Source organism: Acinetobacter guillouiae CIP 63.46, from assembly GCF_000368145.1.
GTDB lineage: Bacteria > Pseudomonadota > Gammaproteobacteria > Pseudomonadales > Moraxellaceae > Acinetobacter > Acinetobacter guillouiae.
The window spans coordinates 442,723-461,464 of sequence record NZ_KB849281.1 but is presented as its reverse complement, the minus strand read 5'-3'; the positions used below and the strand labels follow the sequence as shown (position 1 = coordinate 461,464).

16 protein-coding genes and 1 pseudogene are annotated in these 18,742 nt (G+C 38.2%); 14 read left to right on the top strand and 3 right to left on the bottom strand.

Annotated features, from left to right (window positions below):
• Positions 1-42: 42 nt before the first annotated feature.
• From F981_RS02035 to paaZ, 3 genes and pseudogenes are all read right to left on the bottom strand, one after another.
• Positions 43-1,284: pseudogene (locus tag F981_RS02035) on the bottom strand (OprD family outer membrane porin).
• 20 nt (positions 1,285-1,304) lie between these two features.
• A complete protein-coding gene (locus F981_RS02030; RefSeq protein ID WP_004717771.1) occupies positions 1,305-2,681 on the bottom strand; it encodes an MFS transporter in 1,377 nt (458 codons plus the stop codon).
• Positions 2,682-3,466: 785 nt separating this feature from the next.
• Positions 3,467-5,536 (bottom strand): phenylacetic acid degradation bifunctional protein PaaZ, encoded by a 2,070-nt coding sequence (gene paaZ, locus F981_RS02025; protein ID WP_228129013.1) that lies wholly within the window; start codon positions 5,534-5,536, stop codon positions 3,467-3,469.
• A 304-nt stretch (positions 5,537-5,840) separates the two neighbouring features.
• Between paaZ and paaA the strand changes: the two genes are divergently transcribed.
• The 14 genes from paaA (at position 5,841) to F981_RS01955 (ending at position 18,615) form a co-directional block, all read left to right on the top strand.
• Complete coding sequence (gene paaA / locus F981_RS02020; RefSeq protein ID WP_004717768.1) at positions 5,841-6,782, top strand: 1,2-phenylacetyl-CoA epoxidase subunit PaaA; 942 nt, start codon at positions 5,841-5,843, stop codon at positions 6,780-6,782.
• A 36-nt stretch (positions 6,783-6,818) separates the two neighbouring features.
• Entirely contained in the window at positions 6,819-7,109 is a 291-nt protein-coding gene (paaB, locus tag F981_RS02015) for a 1,2-phenylacetyl-CoA epoxidase subunit PaaB (protein ID WP_004717766.1), read from the top strand.
• Between the two features lie 11 nt (positions 7,110-7,120).
• Complete coding sequence (paaC, locus tag F981_RS02010; RefSeq protein WP_004717764.1) at positions 7,121-7,876, top strand: 1,2-phenylacetyl-CoA epoxidase subunit PaaC; 756 nt, start codon at positions 7,121-7,123, stop codon at positions 7,874-7,876.
• Positions 7,877-7,904: 28 nt separating this feature from the next.
• Positions 7,905-8,405, top strand: coding sequence for a 1,2-phenylacetyl-CoA epoxidase subunit PaaD (gene paaD / locus F981_RS02005; protein ID WP_004717762.1), 501 nt, complete (start codon positions 7,905-7,907; stop codon positions 8,403-8,405).
• Between the two features lie 52 nt (positions 8,406-8,457).
• Positions 8,458-9,516: a 2Fe-2S iron-sulfur cluster-binding protein gene (locus F981_RS02000; RefSeq protein WP_004717759.1), complete on the top strand. Its 1,059-nt coding sequence runs from the start codon at positions 8,458-8,460 to the stop codon at positions 9,514-9,516.
• A 25-nt stretch (positions 9,517-9,541) separates the two neighbouring features.
• Positions 9,542-10,312 carry an enoyl-CoA hydratase-related protein gene (locus F981_RS01995; RefSeq protein WP_004717758.1) on the top strand — a complete coding sequence of 257 codons (771 nt, stop codon included), beginning with the start codon at positions 9,542-9,544 and terminating at the stop codon, positions 10,310-10,312.
• On the top strand, positions 10,312-11,103 hold the full coding sequence (gene paaG, locus F981_RS01990; RefSeq protein ID WP_004717756.1) for a 2-(1,2-epoxy-1,2-dihydrophenyl)acetyl-CoA isomerase PaaG: 792 nt from the start codon (positions 10,312-10,314) through the stop codon (positions 11,101-11,103). The genes F981_RS01995 and paaG overlap by 1 nt, the downstream gene beginning before the upstream one ends.
• Before the next feature lie 2 nt (positions 11,104-11,105).
• Positions 11,106-12,659, top strand: coding sequence for a 3-hydroxyacyl-CoA dehydrogenase (locus F981_RS01985; protein ID WP_004717755.1), 1,554 nt, complete (start codon positions 11,106-11,108; stop codon positions 12,657-12,659).
• 10 nt (positions 12,660-12,669) lie between these two features.
• Positions 12,670-13,884, top strand: coding sequence for a 3-oxoadipyl-CoA thiolase (pcaF, locus tag F981_RS01980; protein WP_004717753.1), 1,215 nt, complete (start codon positions 12,670-12,672; stop codon positions 13,882-13,884).
• A 69-nt stretch (positions 13,885-13,953) separates the two neighbouring features.
• A complete protein-coding gene (paaK, locus tag F981_RS01975; RefSeq protein WP_004717752.1) occupies positions 13,954-15,282 on the top strand; it encodes a phenylacetate--CoA ligase PaaK in 1,329 nt (442 codons plus the stop codon).
• 49 nt (positions 15,283-15,331) lie between these two features.
• The gene (locus F981_RS01970; protein WP_004717750.1) at positions 15,332-16,273 is read left to right on the top strand and encodes a PaaX family transcriptional regulator; all 942 of its coding nucleotides are present in this window, start codon (positions 15,332-15,334) and stop codon (positions 16,271-16,273) included.
• A 60-nt stretch (positions 16,274-16,333) separates the two neighbouring features.
• On the top strand, positions 16,334-16,921 hold the full coding sequence (locus tag F981_RS01965) for a hypothetical protein (protein WP_004717747.1): 588 nt from the start codon (positions 16,334-16,336) through the stop codon (positions 16,919-16,921).
• A gap of 148 nt (positions 16,922-17,069) precedes the next feature.
• Entirely contained in the window at positions 17,070-17,651 is a 582-nt protein-coding gene (locus F981_RS01960) for a hypothetical protein (protein WP_004717746.1), read from the top strand.
• Positions 17,652-18,156: 505 nt separating this feature from the next.
• On the top strand, positions 18,157-18,615 hold the full coding sequence (locus F981_RS01955; protein ID WP_004717743.1) for a hypothetical protein: 459 nt from the start codon (positions 18,157-18,159) through the stop codon (positions 18,613-18,615).
• Positions 18,616-18,742 lie beyond the last annotated feature (127 nt).

The window sequence follows — 18,742 nt, the reverse complement described above, 5'->3', positions numbered from 1 at the left end:
AATTCATCAGGCATGGATTGACGCTATTTCGAGACGAGATGATTAGAATTTGTATTGATAATTGATAAAGAAACGATTTTCTGTAAAATCACTTCCATAATCTTGCTGGTAACGTGTAAATAAGTGCTGTAAAGACAGTCCTTTTAGCGCAGGTTGTTGAAAATTATAAGTCGTCAGAACATCAAGTTCGGACTCTTTGTTTTTATCACCATTGCTCATTTTAATATCTCGTCCAACCGCGTACTTTGCAATGCTGTTTAAACCGAGGATGTAATCTTTAAAGTCATAACCATAAATAAAATGCCATGATTTTTCATTTTCTTTAAAAAAGCCGGTGACATTCCAGTTAATAAAATAAAGCTCAGGTAAAAAACCATCAGGCAAAGGGTAGGCGTCCCCAATAATTCGTTGATAACCAACACCTAAAGTGTGATTGTTCAGTTTCAATGTTTCCAACAAACCTACATTTTGACTATCGATGTCTAAAGCATTACTATTATCTTGCGAATTAAAATATCGTAATTTTTAATGCAAGGCGATATTGTCAGCAATTGGGTATCGATGCTCCACGCCTAAATAGTGTTTATCATATAAATTTTCTAAATGCCCATAGTAATAATTGATATTAAAATCTTTATTCACATCATAAGATAAATTCAGGTAATCCAATCCATCTGAATAATGTTTTATACCTTTCTGCGTATAAGAAAATTTATAAAAATCCTCCTCATTGCGCGGAGAGTTTTTCGACACATGACCAAGTTCGACTTTAAGTTTTTCCTGAATTGGAAATTTTAAGTTCACACCTTGATAAGTCGTTAAAAGCTGACGGCTTGTGTCGATTGCGGTCATGGGTAAATTGAGCCATAACTCACCCACTCTCAATTCTGCCTGATCATATTTAAGTTTAAGTGTACCCCCATATTTTAAATAGTCTGCTGCTTGTTCTTGTTTGACTGGGTCAAAAGGCAATACGGTATCATTGACATGTTTGTCATTGCTTAGACGTACCGCATATTGCATTGAACCATCAACGCCAATTTGCAGAGGATGTTTTAAAATTTCAATGGGTGTGTCATAAAATTGTGAGTGATAAAATAATGATACGCCTTGTGACCAACTCCCCGAATCTTTGACATTTTCTTGGTCAAAATTGCGATCAATATAGGCATTTTTTAAAGTTAATTTCCATTCATCTTTGGCTAGCGTTAGTTGTGTAAAAGCACAAGTATTGATGAATATGAGCGTAGTAAAAATCTTTGTAAATGGTGTATTGAATAACATAAGGCATCCTTGACTTAAGTTTATTTCCAGATGAAAGGTGATTTTTTCTGGGTTTCTTCAGCATCAGGTTCTAAAGCAATACCTGTACGGTCTTTAAAAATACAAATCGCTAAAAAAGCAATCACGGACATCACGGTTAAATACGCACTGACTAAATAAATACCGTTTACTTTGCCGATTAATGCTGCTGCAATTAATGGCGCGAACGCACCGCCAATGATTGAGCCAATTGCATAAGTGATGGATATACCTGAAAAGCGAATAGAAGCAGGGAAGAGTTCAGAATAAAAGACAGCTTGTACACCATAGGTGATTCCAATACCTATTGATAATAGGGCTAAGCCTGACATGATGTAGCTATAGTTGCCTGTACTGATCAGTGGGAAAAGTACCAGAGCGGTAATGATTTGAATCAATGAACCGAAAATATAAACTGGTTTACGTCCAAATTTATCTGAAAGCACTGCAGATAACCAAGTAAAGAAGGTCCAAATAACGGCAGAAATACTGATCAATGTTAAAATGATAGGACGCTCTAAATTCAGACCATTTGGATTGGTGGTAAAGCTTTGAATAAAGCCACCAGCAGTCATGTAGCCCAGCGCAGTTGTACCAGCTATCAATAATGCTGAGCTAAAAATGACTTTTTTATACTGTCCAAAAAGTTCACGGATCGGTTTCTGTGTGGTGCCTTTCTGTTTTAATTCCTCAAAAATAGGGCTTTCTTCAACAGAACGGCGAATCCAGTAGCCTAAAGCAAAGAGGAAAATACTGCATATAAATGGAATTCTCCAACCCCATGCTAAAAACTCTTCTCCTGGTGAAACATAGCCAGTCATGATCACTAAAACCAGTGATGCCAGTAATAAACCAAGTGGAACACCGAGTTGTGGGAATGAGCTAAATAATCCACGTTTGTGGGTTGGTGCATGTTCAACGGCCATCAATACAGCGCCGCCCCATTCACCGCCTGCGGAAATTCCTTGTAAAATACGCAGTAAAATTAAAATGATAGGCGCGATGATACCCACGCTGTCGTAAGTGGGTAATAAGCCAATCAGAGTTGTGGTTCCACCCATCATGATTAACGTAGCGGCTAGAACGGTTTTACGTCCAAACTTATCGCCAAAATAACCTGCGATAAATGCGCCAAAAGGCCGAAAAATAAAACTAATACCTACAGATGCAAAAACCAACAGTGTGGCAAAGGCCGGACCTGCGGGTTTAAAAAACAGTTGATTAAAAACTAAGCCTGCTACAGCGGCATAAATAAAATAGTCATACCACTCTATTGTGGTCCCAACAATCGTTGCTATCGCAATTTTGCGAGTACGTGATGCCGATGAAGTGGGAAGTGCAAGCGTCGAGCCGTGCAATTCTGCTTGAGAGTTTTCCATAGCTTTTCCTTTTTGTATTTCACTTATGCTTCAATCTATTCTTGGTTTTTTGATTGAAACAAAATCCTTGTCGTATTGACTCATCATGAATCAATCGAATAATTATGCTTGAATATTTTTTAAATGGATACACTATTTTTAAAATAAAATAGAAATGGTATCTTTTTAATTTAAATTGGTAATGTTTTGAATTTTAAATAATGATATTAAAATATTTTAAATCAAATGATTATAATTTTTATCGATGTATTGGTTTTAATTTTTATTTGTAATTCGATACTAAAATTAATTAAATTATAATTTTTTAGTATCTTTTTATGTCTTTTATTAAGTCTTTTGCAACAAGAAAACACAAATAAACTGATTTGGGTAAATATGATTTTGCAGACGAAGTTGAATCAGGTTTTGTATAAACCCTTATAAGTTATATCTTCACTCAGTCATCCAATCGATTAAGCTGTAATGTGTGCTGTCGTGTTATCAATCAACGTTGTATCCGTGTGAGCAATCACCTCATCTAAAGTTATTTTGGTCGCGTGTTTAATTCCATGAATTTCATCTTTATTTAGGCAAATACATCATCACGACCAACAATGTGATTTATTAATGCCGAGATCGCTGACTGAAATTGCATCTGTTCAGTATTTATTCTGGGATAATTTATTCTAGGATATGTTTGAAAAACTCCCCTAAAGCCTAGCTTGATTGCCACACAATGACTGAGGCTAACTTTGGAAATTTAGGAGAGCTGATTCAATAAAAATTAGTTTTAAACAAACGCTTAATTAGTCGCGATTGACTAAGGTTAAAATATCGTAAGTGGCAACTAGTTCATGTCGTTGGTTTTTTACTTTAATGTCCCAAACAACAACGCCGTGGGCTTTTTGGCTTGGGTCTTGTAAAGGCTTCGGGGTTTTTTGTTTACAGGTTAATTCGACTTGAATGGTATCTCCGATTTTAACAGGCTCTACAAAACGTAAATTGTCCATCCCATAGTTTGCAATCACTGGACCTGGTGCTGCATCTACAAATAACCCCGCAGCGGCGGATACGATAAAATAGCCATGCGCAACACGATCACCAAATATTGAGTCAGCCGCAGCAATTTTGTCCATATGTGCATAGAAGTGATCGCCACTTAAGCCAGCAAAATTGACAATATCAGCTTCTGTCACAGTGCGGCGAGCAGTCAATAGGCGTTCACCGATACGTAATTCATCAAATGATTTTTTAAAGGGATGAATTCGATCTTCAAAAATCTCTGAACCAATGGTCCAACTATGACCAATTTGTGTCATGGCTTTGGGTGAACCTTGGATTGCTGTGCGTTGCATATAATGTTTTACCGCACGTAAACCACCTAATTCCTCACCACCACCAGCACGACCTGGACCGCCATGAACTAAGTAAGGAAGAGGCGAACCATGACCTGTACTTTCTTTGGCATTTTCACTATCTAGGATATGTACACGACCATGCCAAGGTGCAATTTTGGCAATGATCTGCTCTACATTTTCATCCGCATTGCGCACCACAGAAGCAACTAAACTACCTTCTCCTCGTGCAACTAAGTCAGCGAGCTCTTGAAGGTTTGCATAAGGCATTAAAGTAACAACTGGACCAAAAGCTTCTATTTGATGAATGGTCGTGGCTTGGCTTGGATTTTTACAGACTAAAACAGTCGGTGGATAAAATGCACCTTGTTCAGGATTTTCAGCTTGAATGGTGAAATCTTGACGGAGGTGGCTACCAAATACAATTTCAGCCTCTTGATTGAGTTGCTCTACTTTTTCTGCCACATCATGTTTTTGTTTTACACTGGCTAATGCCCCCATAGTGACATTTTCACGTTCAGGGTTGCCCACGACCACATTTTTTAATTTTGCGATTAAGCGTGTTTGTACTGTTTCAAGTAACTCTACGGGAACAAAGGCACGACGGATTGCAGTACATTTTTGCCCGGCTTTTGTGGTCATTTCACGAAAAACTTCTCGTACAAATAGATCGATTGTTTCCGTAGATGTGTGTTGAGTCAAAATAGCACTATTGACAGAATCTGCTTCCATGGTAAATGGAATTGAATAATGATTTAAATGCGGCGTTGCGCGTAATTTTTGCCCAGTGGATGCAGAACCTGTAAACGTTACTGTGTCTTGAGGGTTTAAATGTTCGAATAAATCATAAGTTTGACCACAGATAAGCTGTAATGCACCTTCTGCTAAGATGCCGCTAGCCAAAATGTCTTTGACAACAGCGTGGGTCAATTCTGCACCTTCCGTGGCCGGTTTAACGATACATGGCACACCCGCCAATAATGTAGGGGCAATTTTTTCTAACATTCCCCAAATTGGAAAATTAAAAGCATCAATATGCACAGCGACACCAGCCTTTGGGCTAAGAATATGCTTTGCACCAAAGGTACCGTTTTTAGACAGCGGAATCCAAGCATCTTCAACCAAGGCGGTTTCATCGCTGAGTTCACGACGAACTAAACTTGAATAGACGAATAAAGTTCCGATCCCACCCTCGATATCAATCCAAGCATCTTTACGGGTACAACCTGTTGCTTTGGCAAGTTCATAATAGCTTTCTTTGCGTTCCAGCAAATATTGAGCGACTTGTTTTAATGCATTGGCACGTTGATGGAAAGTCAGTGATGCAAGTGCAGCACCTTTTTGTTTTGCATAATCAACAACGGCTTGAGTGTCGATTCCTTGACTACTCACTTGATAAATGGCTTCGCCTGTTATCGCATGATAGACAGTACGGAAGTCTTGTTGAGCGATATATTCTTGTCCATAAACCAAAGAGCTTAATGTTTTAATCGCAGGCTGCGTGGTTGATTTTGTGGTCATTTCATCGGGTTCCGTATGGGGTATTGCCGTATCTAAATCAAGCATTACTCAAACTCCTTTTGTGATACGTTTTAGATGGTTTTCTATTTTTAATGACTCATAATTTGTCTTTTAAATTTTAAAATGTCAAATTTTTTTAGCTAAATATTGTGATATTAAAAATATAATAAAAATAATTTTAATTAAAACAATTGTTTGCAAAAGTTAATCTTGGAATAATTATGATACATAAAAATATGTATTGATTTTTTATTTGTATCGTTTTAATTTAAATAGCATAACACTTGGGATAAGTGAGGACACAATGAATAATCATCAAAAAGATTTCGATCAATCTCTCGAAAAGGATATTTCGATTGAGCCTAAAGATTGGATGCCAGATGCATATCGTAAAACTTTAATTCGTCAGATTGGACAACATGCACACTCAGAAGTTGTGGGAATGTTACCTGAGGGCAATTGGATCACGCGTGCACCAAGCTTAAAACGTAAAGCTGTTTTACTTGCTAAAGTTCAAGATGAAGCAGGGCATGCATTGTATTTATATAGTGCGGCTGAAACCTTGGGTGCCGATCGTGATGACATGATGGATAAACTCATTGCTGGGCAGATGAAGTATTCATCAATTTTTAATTATCCAACCTTAACTTGGGCCGATGTTGCTGCCATTGGCTGGTTGGTTGATGGTGCGGCAATTGTCAATCAAGTTGCGTTATGTCGTACCTCTTATGGTCCCTATGCACGTGCCATGGTGCGTGTATGTAAAGAAGAAAGTTTCCATCAACGCCAAGGCTTTGAAGCCATGATGCAGTTGGCAAATGGGACACCTGAGCAAAAACAATTGGCACAAGATGCAGTGAATCGTTTTTGGTGGCCTGCACAAATGATGTTTGGTCCGAGTGATGACAATTCTCCAAACAGCGCGCAAAGCATGCAATGGAAAATTAAACTCTTTAGTAATGATGCACTCCGTCAAAAATTTGTGGATAACACGGTACCGCAAGTTTTACAGCTTGGTTTGACTGTGCCAGATCCTGACTTACGTTTTAATGAAGCAACAGGACATTACCAGTCTGGTGAAATTAATTGGGACGAATTTTTTGACATTCTTGCAGGTAAAGGCCCATGTAATCACGAACGTATCGAAGCACGCCGTAAAGCGTGGGAAGGTGGCAAATGGGTACGTGATACTGCTGTGGTCTATGCACAAAAAAAGCAACAACAAGCTGCTGCCAAAGTTGCTTAGTTCAGAGTTTTAGTCAAATTTAATAAGGATTTTATGATGGACAATAAAAATAACTGGTCGCTATTTGAAGTTTTTGTACGAAGTAAACAAGGTTTAAGCCATCGTCATGTGGGTAGTTTACGTGCACCAGATGCAGAAATTGCACTCCAAAATGCCCGTGATGTTTATACCCGTCGCAATGAAGGGATCAGTATTTGGGTGGTGAAATCTGAATGGATTACTTCATCTCAACCCGATGAAAAAAATGAATTTTTTGATCCAGCATTAGACAAGGTATATCGTCATCCGACGTTTTACCATATTCCAGATGGCATTGAGCATATGTAAGGGGGACGAAGATGAGTCATTCAGTATTTGCACAGTTCCTATTGCATTTGGGTGATAGCCAACTGATTTTATCGCATCGTTTGGCCGAATGGTGTGGTCATGCGCCTGAGCTAGAGCTGGATATTGCATTAGCCAATATTGGTTTGGATTTGCTAGGTCAAGCCAGAACATTGTTAAGTCTTGCCGGTGAAGAGGAAGGCTTAGGTCGTGACGAAGATCAATTGGCATTTTTCCGTAACGAACGTGAATATCGCAATTTATTGTTATGTGAACAACCCAATGGTGACTTTGCACAAACCATGGTACGCCAGTGGTTAATGGATCATTATCATCATTTGTTATTTGCTGCATTAACCCATAGCCAACACAAAGCGTTAGCTGCATTTGCGCTGAAATCATTACGTGAAGTGAAATATCACTTACGTTTTTCTACTGCTTGGATGGAACGTTTAAGTTTAGGGACGAGCGAAGCACATGCAAAAACCCAATTAGGTTTAAACGAACTGTGGCGTTTTAGCAAAGAATTATTTGTCTTAACCACCGAAGAACAAGGCTTGGTATCAGAAGGCTTAATTCCAAATATTGAACCTTTAAAAGCGCAATGGCTGGATGTCGTAACAGTTGAACTGCAACGTTTTGAGCTTAGTTTACCTGAAACAGGGGCGTATCGTAGTGGTGCAAAACAAGGCCTGCATACCGAACATTTAGGTTTCGTTTTGGCTGAATTGCAATATATGCAACGTACTTATCCCAATATGAGTTGGTAAGTTCAGCTTTTCACAAGGAGTGAAGCACATGAATTTAATTCGACAATTTAGCGATGATTGCTGGGATATTTTACAACAGATTTCTGATCCTGAAATTCCAGTGTTATCGGTTGTGGATTTAGGCATGATTCGTGGGGTGGAGTTGAATCAGGACAATAATATTGTGGTTCGACTTACACCCACCTATAGCGGTTGCCCTGCAACAGACGTGCTGAAAGATGAAATCGTACACGCGTTTACTGCAAAAGGTTTCACACCGATTCAAGTTGTGGTGGATTTAACAGAAGCTTGGACCACCGATTGGATGAGCCAAAATGGCAAAGACAAGCTGAAACAATACGGTATCGCACCTCCAAAAGGCGAGGCACACAGTTGTGGTACACATGTCGCATTAACCGATGGGATTGAATGTCCACATTGCCACAGCATACACAGCAAATTATTAAGCGAATTTAGTTCTACTGCATGTAAAGCCTTATATCAATGCCAAGACTGCTTAGAACCATTTGACTATTTCAAATGTATTTAAGTTGAACATTGTTCAACAGTTTGAAAAGTTAAAATGAAAGAGGGATTTTCACATGAGTCAATTTGTACCATTAACCATAAAATCAATTACGCCTCAAACTGAGCAGGCGATTTGTATTGCGTTTGATCTTACCCCAGAACAGCAACAGCGCTTTCAGTATCAACCAGGGCAACATTTAACTATTCGCCATTTAACAGAAAGTGGTGAAATTCGTCGTTGTTATTCGATTTGTAGTGATGTTCAAGAAGATATGAGTATCGCGATTAAAAAAATTGATCAAGGTCAATTTTCAACTTGGGCAAATGACAATTTAAAAGCCGGTGATCAACTTGAAGTAATGCCGCCGCAAGGGATTTTTTTTCAAAAAGTTGCCAAAACTGGAGGAAAAAACTACTTAGGATTTGCCGCAGGCAGTGGAATTACCCCAATTTTATCCATTATAAAAACAGTGTTATTACAGCAACAAGCTGCCAGTTTTACCCTGATTTATGGCAATCGTACTTGGAAACAAACCATGTTTGCTGAGCAAATTATGGATTTAAAAGATCGTTTTAAAGAGCGTTTTCAATTGATCAATGTCTTCTCTCGTGAAATGAATGACAGTGCTTTGTTTAATGGTCGGATTGATGCTGAAAAACTGCAATTATTATTTAAAGCAAATCTGATTCATGCAGAATTTGATCATTGTTTTGCCTGTGGTCCCAATGAAATGATGGAGGCCATCGAAACGGTTTTACCTGAATTTGGCATTGAACGCAGTAAAATTCATACTGAACGTTTTAATACTGGGGCTGTGAAAAAAGCCACAGCGCAGCATATTGGCAATCGTAATGAAGAAAAAGTCAATATTGTGCTGGATGGGCGCGAGTTGATCATTGAAGTCGCCAAAGAAGATGACAGTATTCTAGATGCTGCATTACGTGCCGGTGCTGATTTACCTTATGCATGTAAAGGTGGCGTGTGCGCAACCTGTAAATGCAAAGTACTTGAAGGCAAGGTCGAGATGGCAATTAACTATAGTCTTGAACCTGAAGAACTTGCAAAAGGTTATGTACTCAGCTGTCAAGCATTGCCAACGACTCCAAATGTGCGTTTGAGTTTTGATGAATAAAACGGAATAACATTGGAGCAGAGAGATGGATTTCTTAAAAACCAGTTTAGTGAAAACAGGCGTCATGCTTATCGAGTTAAATCGCCCAGAAAAACATAATGCGCTAAATAATGCCACCTTAAAACAACTTGTGGATGTGCTGCAAGATTTAGAGCGGGACCAAAGTATTAAAACTGTTGTGATTACCGGTAATGAAACATGTTTTGCAGCGGGTGCTGATCTAAAAGAATTGGCAGCCCTTGATGTGGTGACAATCCAGCAAGATCAACGTCCGTTACTATGGAAACACATTGATGAGTTTTCAAAACCAATCATTATGGCGATCAATGGCTTTGCCTTTGGTGCAGGCTTTGAGCTCGCCTTGCATGGCGATATTGTGCTGACTGGTGAAAATGCACAATTTGCCTTACCCGAAATTGGTTTGGGTATGTTGCCTGGTGCAGGTGGTACACAGCGTTTAGCACGTTTGGTCGGACAGCAATTGGCCATGCGTTGGGCAATGACAGGGGAACGTATTTCTGCAGCGCTTGCATTGCAACATGGCATTAGTAGCCAAATTTGCCCAAGCGCACTGACGGTGCAATATGCAATTGAACTGGCAGAAAAAATTGCCAAACAAGCGCCATTGGCAATCCATGTCATTAAACAATCGTTGAAATCCATCCATGAAGTAACTTTAAGCCAAGGCTTGAAGCAAGAACGTCAGCATTTTGTCTGGCTTACGGCAACTCAAGACCGTAAGGAAGGTATTGATGCATTTTTTGAAAAAAGAAAACCAGAATTTAGAGGTGTGTGATGGATTACCAAACCATAATTGTTGAAGAAAAAAATGCAGTCGGTTATTTAACTTTTAATCGCCCAAAGCAACTGAATAGTTTTAATGAAACGATGCATCATGAAGTATCACAAACATTAAAGGCCTGGGCCAAAGATTCAAATATTCGCGCGGTGGTGATTTCAGCCGAAGGTCGTGGTTTTTGTGCCGGGCAGGATTTAGCTGATCGAGTGGTTGATCCCAATGCAGACGCACCTGATTTGGGGGTATCGATTGAAAAATATTACAACCCATTAATCAAACTGATTACAGAAATGCAGAAACCCGTGATTTGTGCAGTAAATGGTGTGGCGGCTGGAGCAGGTGCAAATATTGCCTTGGCTTGTGACATTGTTCTTGCCGCAAAATCTGCATCATTTATTCAAGCCTTTTGTCGCTTAGGATTGGTGCCTGACTCAGGAGGCACTTGGTTTTTACCCCGTTTGGTTGGACGCGCGCAGGCAATGGGTTTGGCAATGCTGGGCGATAAAATTTCTGCTGAAAAGGCAGAGCAACTGGGCATGATTTGGCAAAGTGTTGCAGATGAACAACTCAAAGCTGAAGCGGAAAAATTGGCTAAGCATTTGGCAACACAACCCACCTATGGCTTGTCTTTAATAAAAAAAGCAATCCATGCTGCTGCTGACAATAGCCTAGATGATCAATTGATTTTAGAGCGTGACTTACAGCGTTTAGCAGGTCGTTCCAGCGATTATAAAGAAGGCGTACAAGCATTTATGCAAAAGCGTAGCCCTGAATTTAAAGGATGCTAATCATGCAACAATTCAATTTACAGCAAGCAAATGTCGCTGTTATTGGTGCAGGAACGATGGGTATCGGGATTGCTCAACTGGCTGCGATGAATGGTCATCAAACGCTGCTCTTTGACCATGATCTCAATATAGCCAAGGCATCACTTGCACAGCTGACAGTACAACTGAATAAACGTGTACAAGCTGGAAAAATAACACAGGCCCTTGTGGACAGTGCATTGGTGAATTTAACTGTGGCGGATGATATTCAACAACTTGCGGCAGCAGGATTAATTATTGAAGCTGTAGTGGAAAATAAAGAAGTGAAACAAAGCATTTTTCAACAACTTGCTGCAATTTGCTCAGAACAGACTATTTTTGCTTCTAATACCTCCTCCATTTCAATAACTGCAATAGCGTCTGTGATTCCGCAACCTGAACGTGTGATTGGATTACACTTTTTTAACCCTGCACCGGTAATGAAACTAGTTGAAATTGTACAAGGCTTAAAAACTGCCAAAGTGAATGCAGATGCTTTGTGTAATCTGATGCAGACATGGAACAAAGTACCCGTTTTAGCCAAATCTACGCCTGGTTTTATTGTGAACCGCGTGGCTCGTCCGTATTATGCTGAAGCTTTCCGTGCTTTACAGGAAAATGTGACGACGCCTGAACAGTTAGATTTCATTTTACGTGAATGTGGTCGCTTTGTGATGGGACCATGTGAGTTGACGGATTTAATTGGTCAAGATGTGAATTTTTCAGTGACACAGAGCGTTTATCAGGAATTTTTTTACGAGCCACGTTATCGTCCCTCTCTTATTCAAAAACAACTGGTAGATGCAGGTTGTTTGGGGCGTAAAAATAAACAAGGCTTCTATAATTATCATCAAGAACAACCAACACCAGTATATCGCTTACCTGAAATGACTCAGGATAGCTCACAGAACATGAATGTGAGTATCCATGGTGAATGGGCCAATCAAGCTGATTTTATTCAGCGCCTAAAAAATCAAACGACATTCAATATCAACAAAGTTGTGTCTCAACAAAATTATATTCAAATTGATGATATTGATCTCCAACTCACGCAAGGCGAATCTGCCGATATTGTTTATACACATCAAAAAGTTGTACTGATGGATTGGCATGCGGATTGGAACAAGGCTAAAGCAATTGCAGCGACGGCATCTCCAGCATGTTGCCAAGCAGATCAAGAAAAAATGACACAATTCTTTGCTGCAATTGGTGTTCATGTAGTTTGGACAAAAGATCATCCTGGGTTATATGTAATGCGAAGCATTGCAATGTTAGTCAATGAAGCTTGCGAGGCGGTTTTGCATGATGTCGCGACAGAACACGATATTGATGCTGCCATGAGATTTGGAGTGAATTATCCGCAAGGTCCGTTCCAATGGATGACGCAACTGGGTGCACAACAGATTTTGATGATTTTAGAAAATTTACATCAAGTTTATGGTGAGGAACGTTATCGCCCAAGTCTGTATTTAAGAAAAAAAGTTGCTGCTTTGGCTTTACCCGTGCAGCAAGCACAACAATTAAAACAAGCAGGATAAGGAGTAAAAAATGGAACAAGTGTTTATTTGTGATGCTATTCGTACTCCAATTGGTCGTTATGCAGGAGCTTTAAGTAGTATTCGTACAGATGATTTGGCTGCTTTGCCGATTCAATATTTAAAACAACAACATCCTACGTTGGCTTGGGATCAGTTAGATGAGCTTATCCTTGGTTGTGCCAACCAAGCCGGTGAGGATAATCGTAACGTCGCTCGAATGGCATCATTACTTGCGGGACTACCAGAATCAGTACCTGCGATTACGGTAAACCGTTTATGTGCTTCGGGATTAGATGCGATTGGTTTGGCTGCACGTGCTATTAAGTCAGGTGAAGCACAATTTGTATTGGCAGGTGGTGTTGAGTCAATGAGTCGTGCGCCATTTGTACAGTCCAAGCCAGAAACCGCTTTTAGCCGAACACCAAGTATTTATGATACAACTATTGGTTGGCGCTTTATCAATCCAAAATTTAAAGCAAATTTTGGGGTGGACAGCATGCCTGAAACCGCAGAAAACGTTGCTGAAAAGTTTCAGATTAGCCGTGAAGATCAGGATTTATTTGCTTTCAATAGTCAGAAAAAAACGGCAACTGCGCAACTTAATGGCGTGTTTGCAGAAGAAATATGTGCTGTAGAAATAATCGATCGTAAAAAAAATCTAACACGTATAACTGAAGATGAACAACCACGCGCAGATACCTCACTGGAAAGTTTGGCAAAATTAAAAGCACCATTCCGCAAACAAGATGGTTCTGTCACAGCAGGAAATGCATCGGGTGTAAATGATGGAGCCGCTTGTGTGTTATTGACCAGTGAAAGTTTTGCAACGGCAAATCAGTTGAAACCACTTGCCAAAGTTATTGCAATGGTGAGTGCAGGTGTTGAAGCAAAATATATGGGAATTGGTCCAGTACCAGCAGTACAAAAACTGCTGAAACAGACAGGTTTAAGTCTGGATCAAATGGATGTCATTGAGCTGAATGAAGCATTTGCAGCACAATCACTTGCAGTAATGCGTGAACTGGGTCTGGACGATGATGATGCACGTGTCAATCCCAATGGCGGAGCAATTGCTTTAGGTCATCCATTGGGTATGAGTGGTACACGTTTGGTGATCACGGCAATGAAAGAATTGAAACGCCGTAATGGAAAATATGCACTATGTACGATGTGTGTGGGTGTTGGGCAAGGTGTTGCGCTTATTTTGGAAAATTTTGACGCATAACAACCACTGCAAGACCAAACCAAGGATTTTAAGAAACAGCCAAAGGATGGCTGTTCAGGGAGTAACAATATGAATAACAATACATTGGAACATTTAGAAAAAGCATCGGTTGATGAATTACGCAATGTTCAATTTGAACGTATGAAACAAACATTGCAACATGCTTATCAGAATAGTGCCGTCTATCGTCAGAAATTTGATGAAGTTGGGATACATCCTGATGATTTTAAAACTTTAGCAGATCTAGCTAAATTTCCATTTACCTCTAAAAAAGATTTACGCGAAAATTATCCATTTGGCATGTTTGCAGTTCCACAACAGCAAATAGTCAGAGTACATGCCTCGTCAGGTACAACGGGGCAACCCACTGTTGTAGGATATACCCAAAAAGATATTCAAGTTTGGTCTGATGTTGTGGCGCGTTCTTTACGTGCTGCAGGTTTAAGTAATCAAGATATTATTCAAGTGTCTTATGGCTATGGACTATTCACTGGTGGTCTAGGTGCGCACTATGGTGTTGAGCGCTTAGGCGCAACGGTCATTCCTATGTCAGGTGGTCAAACTGAAAAGCAAGTACAATTAATACATGACTTTAACCCCACGGCAATTATGGTGACACCATCCTATTGCTTAAATATCATTGAAGCATTGGAGAAAAGATTTGGTACTGCTAAAGAGTGCTCCATTAAAACCGGAATATTTGGTGCGGAACCGTGGACCAATGAGATGCGTAAAGAAATTGAAGATCGTTTAAGGATCGATGCACTGGATATCTATGGCCTATCTGAAGTGATGGGACCCGGTGTGGCGATGGAGTGTCTAGAGACTAAAGATGGTTTAACCATTTGGGAAGATCATTTTTATCCTGAAATTATCAATCCAGAAACAGGAGAAGTGTTGGCTGATGGTGAATTGGGCGAATTAGTTTTTACCACGATTACCAAAGAAGGCATGCCTGTCATTCGTTACCGAACCCGAGATTTGACTCGTTTATTGCCAGGCACAGCAAGAACAATGCGCCGTATGGATAAAATTGTTGGACGTAGTGATGATATGATGATTATTCGTGGTGTAAATGTATTTCCATCTCAAATTGAAGAACAAATTTTACAAATCCCTGAATTGGTTCCTAATTATGAGATTCAGATTTGTAAACAAGGTCATCTGGATGGATTGCACATCCGTACAGAAATGCGTCAAGATATACCTCAGGAAATACACGCACAACTGTGTACTCAGCTCAAAACTAAGATCAAAACGATGGTTGGAATTACGGTAAGCATTGAAATTTTGACAGAAGGGGCATTGCCACGTTCAGAAGGTAAGGCTCAGCGTGTATTTGATTTGCGCAGCAATAATCATGTTACACATCCATCAAGTACGCTTAGCCTCGGTTAATTTGATTGTTGTTATTTGAGATTTTTAAATTAAGGTCCTATCGAACATTATGAATTCAAAATTAAAACTTGCTATAGATGATTTTATTACCAAAGAAATGTTAAGTGGAACGTCACTGATCATGACGGTTTTTGGTGATTGTGTTCATCATCACGGTGGGATTATCAGTCTTGCAAGTTTGATTCAGTTAATGAGTGTTTTTGGACTCAATGAGCGTTCGGTACGGACTGCTGTATTTAGATTGGTACAAAATGGCTGGTTAGTGTCTGAAAAAATTGGTCGTACAAGTTATTATCGTGTGACTGAAAGTAGTCTCAATGGTTTTACACTCGCAGATACTAAAATTTATAATTTTAATCATAAAGAATGGGATCAAAGTTGGGATTTGGTCTTACTCAGTTCATTAGATATTGATAATAAACAAATTTTAAAGAAAGAGTTGGAGTGGCTGGGTTTTGCCAGTATCGCAAGTAATGTAATGGCTTATCCAAGTTGCGATAAATTGAAATTACAGAATTTATTGCTCAGTCAGAACATGACAGATCAAGTGGTAATTTTTAAAGCTGAAACTTTGCAACTGTGGCAAGAATCTTATCCAACAGTAAAACGAATGGTGGAAGTTAATTGGCCAATTCTTGAGTTACATTCACGTTATGAAAAATTTATCCAAGATTTTCGAGAGTTCTTAAATCTTGTGGAAAATTCAGATGATATGGATGCCGCACAAGCATTTCAAATCCGTATTTTGCTTATTCATCAATTCCGCCGAATTTTATTAAAAGATCCAAATTTACCATTTGAATTATTACCTTCAAACTGGTTATCGCTGAATGCGAGAAATTTGAGTAGTAACCTCTATCAACTGGTTGTTTTTGCAGGGGAAGAGTATTTTATGCAGTTTGCTCGCACATCAGAAGGTTTTATGCCACCTTTACATCCTATGTTTTATAAGCGATTTGGTGGTTTAAAAGTTGAGGAAATGGACGCTTAAACCCACCAACGCATTTAATTATTTAAATGAATTGAGCTTTGAAAAATATGGATTATTCACATGCCTTGTTATGCCATTGATAATGTAATTCCAGTCGTACATCCTAACGCCTTTGTACATCCAACTGCTGTATTAATTGGTGATGTTATTCTTGAAGAGGGCGTTTATATTGGCCCTTTTGCTTCGTTACGTGCTGATTTTGGACAGATTCATGTCTGTAAAAATTCCAATGTGCAAGATAACTGTGTGATTCATGGCTTTCCGAAAAGTATTACCTTAATCGAAGAGTATGGGCATATCGGTCATGCTGCTATTTTACATGGCTGTACAATTGGCAAAAATGTTTTGGTTGGCATGAATAGTGTCATTCTTGATGAAGCTGAAATTGGTGAAAATACCATTATTGGGGCCAATAGCACAGTTAAAGCCAAGGCAGTTATACCCGCAAATGTGCTCGCTCTTGGAAGTCCTGCAAAAGTCGTTCGTGATTTACTAGAACAAGAAATTGAATGGAAGCGAAATGGAACAAATGAATATATTCATCTTACACAGCGTTGTATAAATTCATTACGAGAGGTGGAACCTTTGATTTCTTTAGAGAATCGGTTGGATTTTACAAACTTTAAAGCTGAGCATAAGTTGTACTAGTAAAATATAAAGTTGTGATTAGATGTATCATCTGTAACGGAAAGGTATTAAGGGATATAGGTGGGTTGTATACGCTGAATATGTTAAATGGAAAGGTTAAAATCAATATAAACTATATGTATGAATCAATATTAAGGTAAAAAACGCCGTGTCTTTAACTTCGAAAACAAATCAAGAAATTTTTAAACAAATAATGGAAATCGCAAATAATTTTAACAGTGAGAAAGAAAACTATCTTCAAGCATATTCTTATTTTTTAAATTATTTTAGAAAAATTGATCGTATTCAATTGGATGATATCGTTATAGGAATAAGTTTTACTTATTCATGGATGCCAACAATTTTAAAAAAAATTGATCTTACAAATTCTGAAAATTTAATATTAATTTTGAATAAAGTAAAAAATGGAGAAGTAATCTCAATTGAAGAAATTAATTTATTAAAGCAAGCATTTAACAATTCTCTTGTTGGAACATCAAAGCTATTACATTTCATTAATCCAAATAAATATGCAATTTGGGACAGTAGAGTCTTTAAGTTCTTGAGTGGAGAAAAATCATATATTTCAAAATTTAAACAAGCTGAAATTTATATTGAATATCTGCAGTTACTTGATAATTTGAAGTTAGAAGAGGATTTCAATATTTTTTTCACACTAATTCAGCATAAAGTTGGTTATGAAATTTCAGAATATAGAGCTTTAGAGTTGGCCTTTTACAAAGGTGGATAATTTGAAATTAAAAAATATGGTTTGTGGTATTTTTTATTTAAATATCAATATTTTGATTTTAATTTTAAGTGCTCAGCGTACTGAAAAATTCTACTTTATGTATAGTTTTAAAAGAAGTTAGGTTCGGGTTATTTTTATTGAATAGTTAGTAAATTTTTATCGGATTTATTTCATATAACTCATTTTCTGTTCTATATTTTATTTTCAAAATAACAAGGAATGGATAATGAAAAAATTAACAATAGCATTGGCAACTGGATTGATGAGTATGAGTGGGTGGGGAGTGCTTGTACTTATAATTTTTTCGCCAATCTCTTAAAATAAGGAAAAATATCCTCTTACTGATGATTATCCAAAGCTTATGGTGGCCACGCAACAAATTGAACAAGTCAAGCTGTTGAGTAAAAGGCTGTTGTCATAGATGTCTAGGTGGTTCTTTTATTTGTTAAGATTGGGTAAAATTACTGCAAATTTAGCACTTTATAAAATGTAGATTAGGATGATGATGAACAAAATTTTAGTGATTGCCTTAGGGATATTGCCAGTATTTGCACAAGCACAAAGCTTCAAATACACAAACACCGAGTCTGGTTTTAAAAATTATCAGGGACTAGCCACTTTAACAGGAAAATTTTCACGTAATTTAGACCCTGAATATTTGGATTATATGGGCGATGATATTTGCTTTGAACCTAACAAAACATCAGCTGCACTTATTCCACGCCCAAAAGGTGATACACGAGATGTATGGTTTTGCTTTAGCAACTTTGATGCAGCAAAAAAGACTTTTAAGTTACCAGACAATATTAAAAAAGATTATTGCCAATATGAGGGACAGGCAACGATTCATATTAAAGACTATCATTTATTTATAGAGGAAACTGAAGGTTTTGATTCAACTCAATTAGTTTCAGCGACCAATATTACTCCTGCAAAAGCAATAAAATGTAAAGTGCAGAATTAAGACTGTTTGAATACTGTGATGAGATTTGATAACTACAAGTAAATAGAGCTTAACTTGGTTAGCTATTCGCAAACAGAAAAGATCGCATTAATGCGATCTTTTTTTAAAACAAATACTTAATCTATTT

What these genes read in the sequence shown, in the direction of transcription:
- F981_RS02030 (WP_004717771.1), bottom strand. Translation starts at nt 2,681, where the DNA reads ATGGAAAACTCTCAAGCAGAATTGCACGGCTCGACGCTTGCACTTCCC.
- paaZ (WP_228129013.1), bottom strand. Translation starts at nt 5,536, where the DNA reads ATGACCACAAAATCAACCACGCAGCCTGCGATTAAAACATTAAGCTCT.
- paaA (WP_004717768.1), top strand. Translation starts at nt 5,841, where the DNA reads ATGAATAATCATCAAAAAGATTTCGATCAATCTCTCGAAAAGGATATT.
- paaB (WP_004717766.1), top strand. Translation starts at nt 6,819, where the DNA reads ATGGACAATAAAAATAACTGGTCGCTATTTGAAGTTTTTGTACGAAGT.
- paaC (WP_004717764.1), top strand. Translation starts at nt 7,121, where the DNA reads ATGAGTCATTCAGTATTTGCACAGTTCCTATTGCATTTGGGTGATAGC.
- paaD (WP_004717762.1), top strand. Translation starts at nt 7,905, where the DNA reads ATGAATTTAATTCGACAATTTAGCGATGATTGCTGGGATATTTTACAA.
- F981_RS02000 (WP_004717759.1), top strand. Translation starts at nt 8,458, where the DNA reads ATGAGTCAATTTGTACCATTAACCATAAAATCAATTACGCCTCAAACT.
- F981_RS01995 (WP_004717758.1), top strand. Translation starts at nt 9,542, where the DNA reads ATGGATTTCTTAAAAACCAGTTTAGTGAAAACAGGCGTCATGCTTATC.
- paaG (WP_004717756.1), top strand. Translation starts at nt 10,312, where the DNA reads ATGGATTACCAAACCATAATTGTTGAAGAAAAAAATGCAGTCGGTTAT.
- F981_RS01985 (WP_004717755.1), top strand. Translation starts at nt 11,106, where the DNA reads ATGCAACAATTCAATTTACAGCAAGCAAATGTCGCTGTTATTGGTGCA.
- pcaF (WP_004717753.1), top strand. Translation starts at nt 12,670, where the DNA reads ATGGAACAAGTGTTTATTTGTGATGCTATTCGTACTCCAATTGGTCGT.
- paaK (WP_004717752.1), top strand. Translation starts at nt 13,954, where the DNA reads ATGAATAACAATACATTGGAACATTTAGAAAAAGCATCGGTTGATGAA.
- F981_RS01970 (WP_004717750.1), top strand. Translation starts at nt 15,332, where the DNA reads ATGAATTCAAAATTAAAACTTGCTATAGATGATTTTATTACCAAAGAA.
- F981_RS01965 (WP_004717747.1), top strand. Translation starts at nt 16,334, where the DNA reads ATGCCTTGTTATGCCATTGATAATGTAATTCCAGTCGTACATCCTAAC.
- F981_RS01955 (WP_004717743.1), top strand. Translation starts at nt 18,157, where the DNA reads ATGAACAAAATTTTAGTGATTGCCTTAGGGATATTGCCAGTATTTGCA.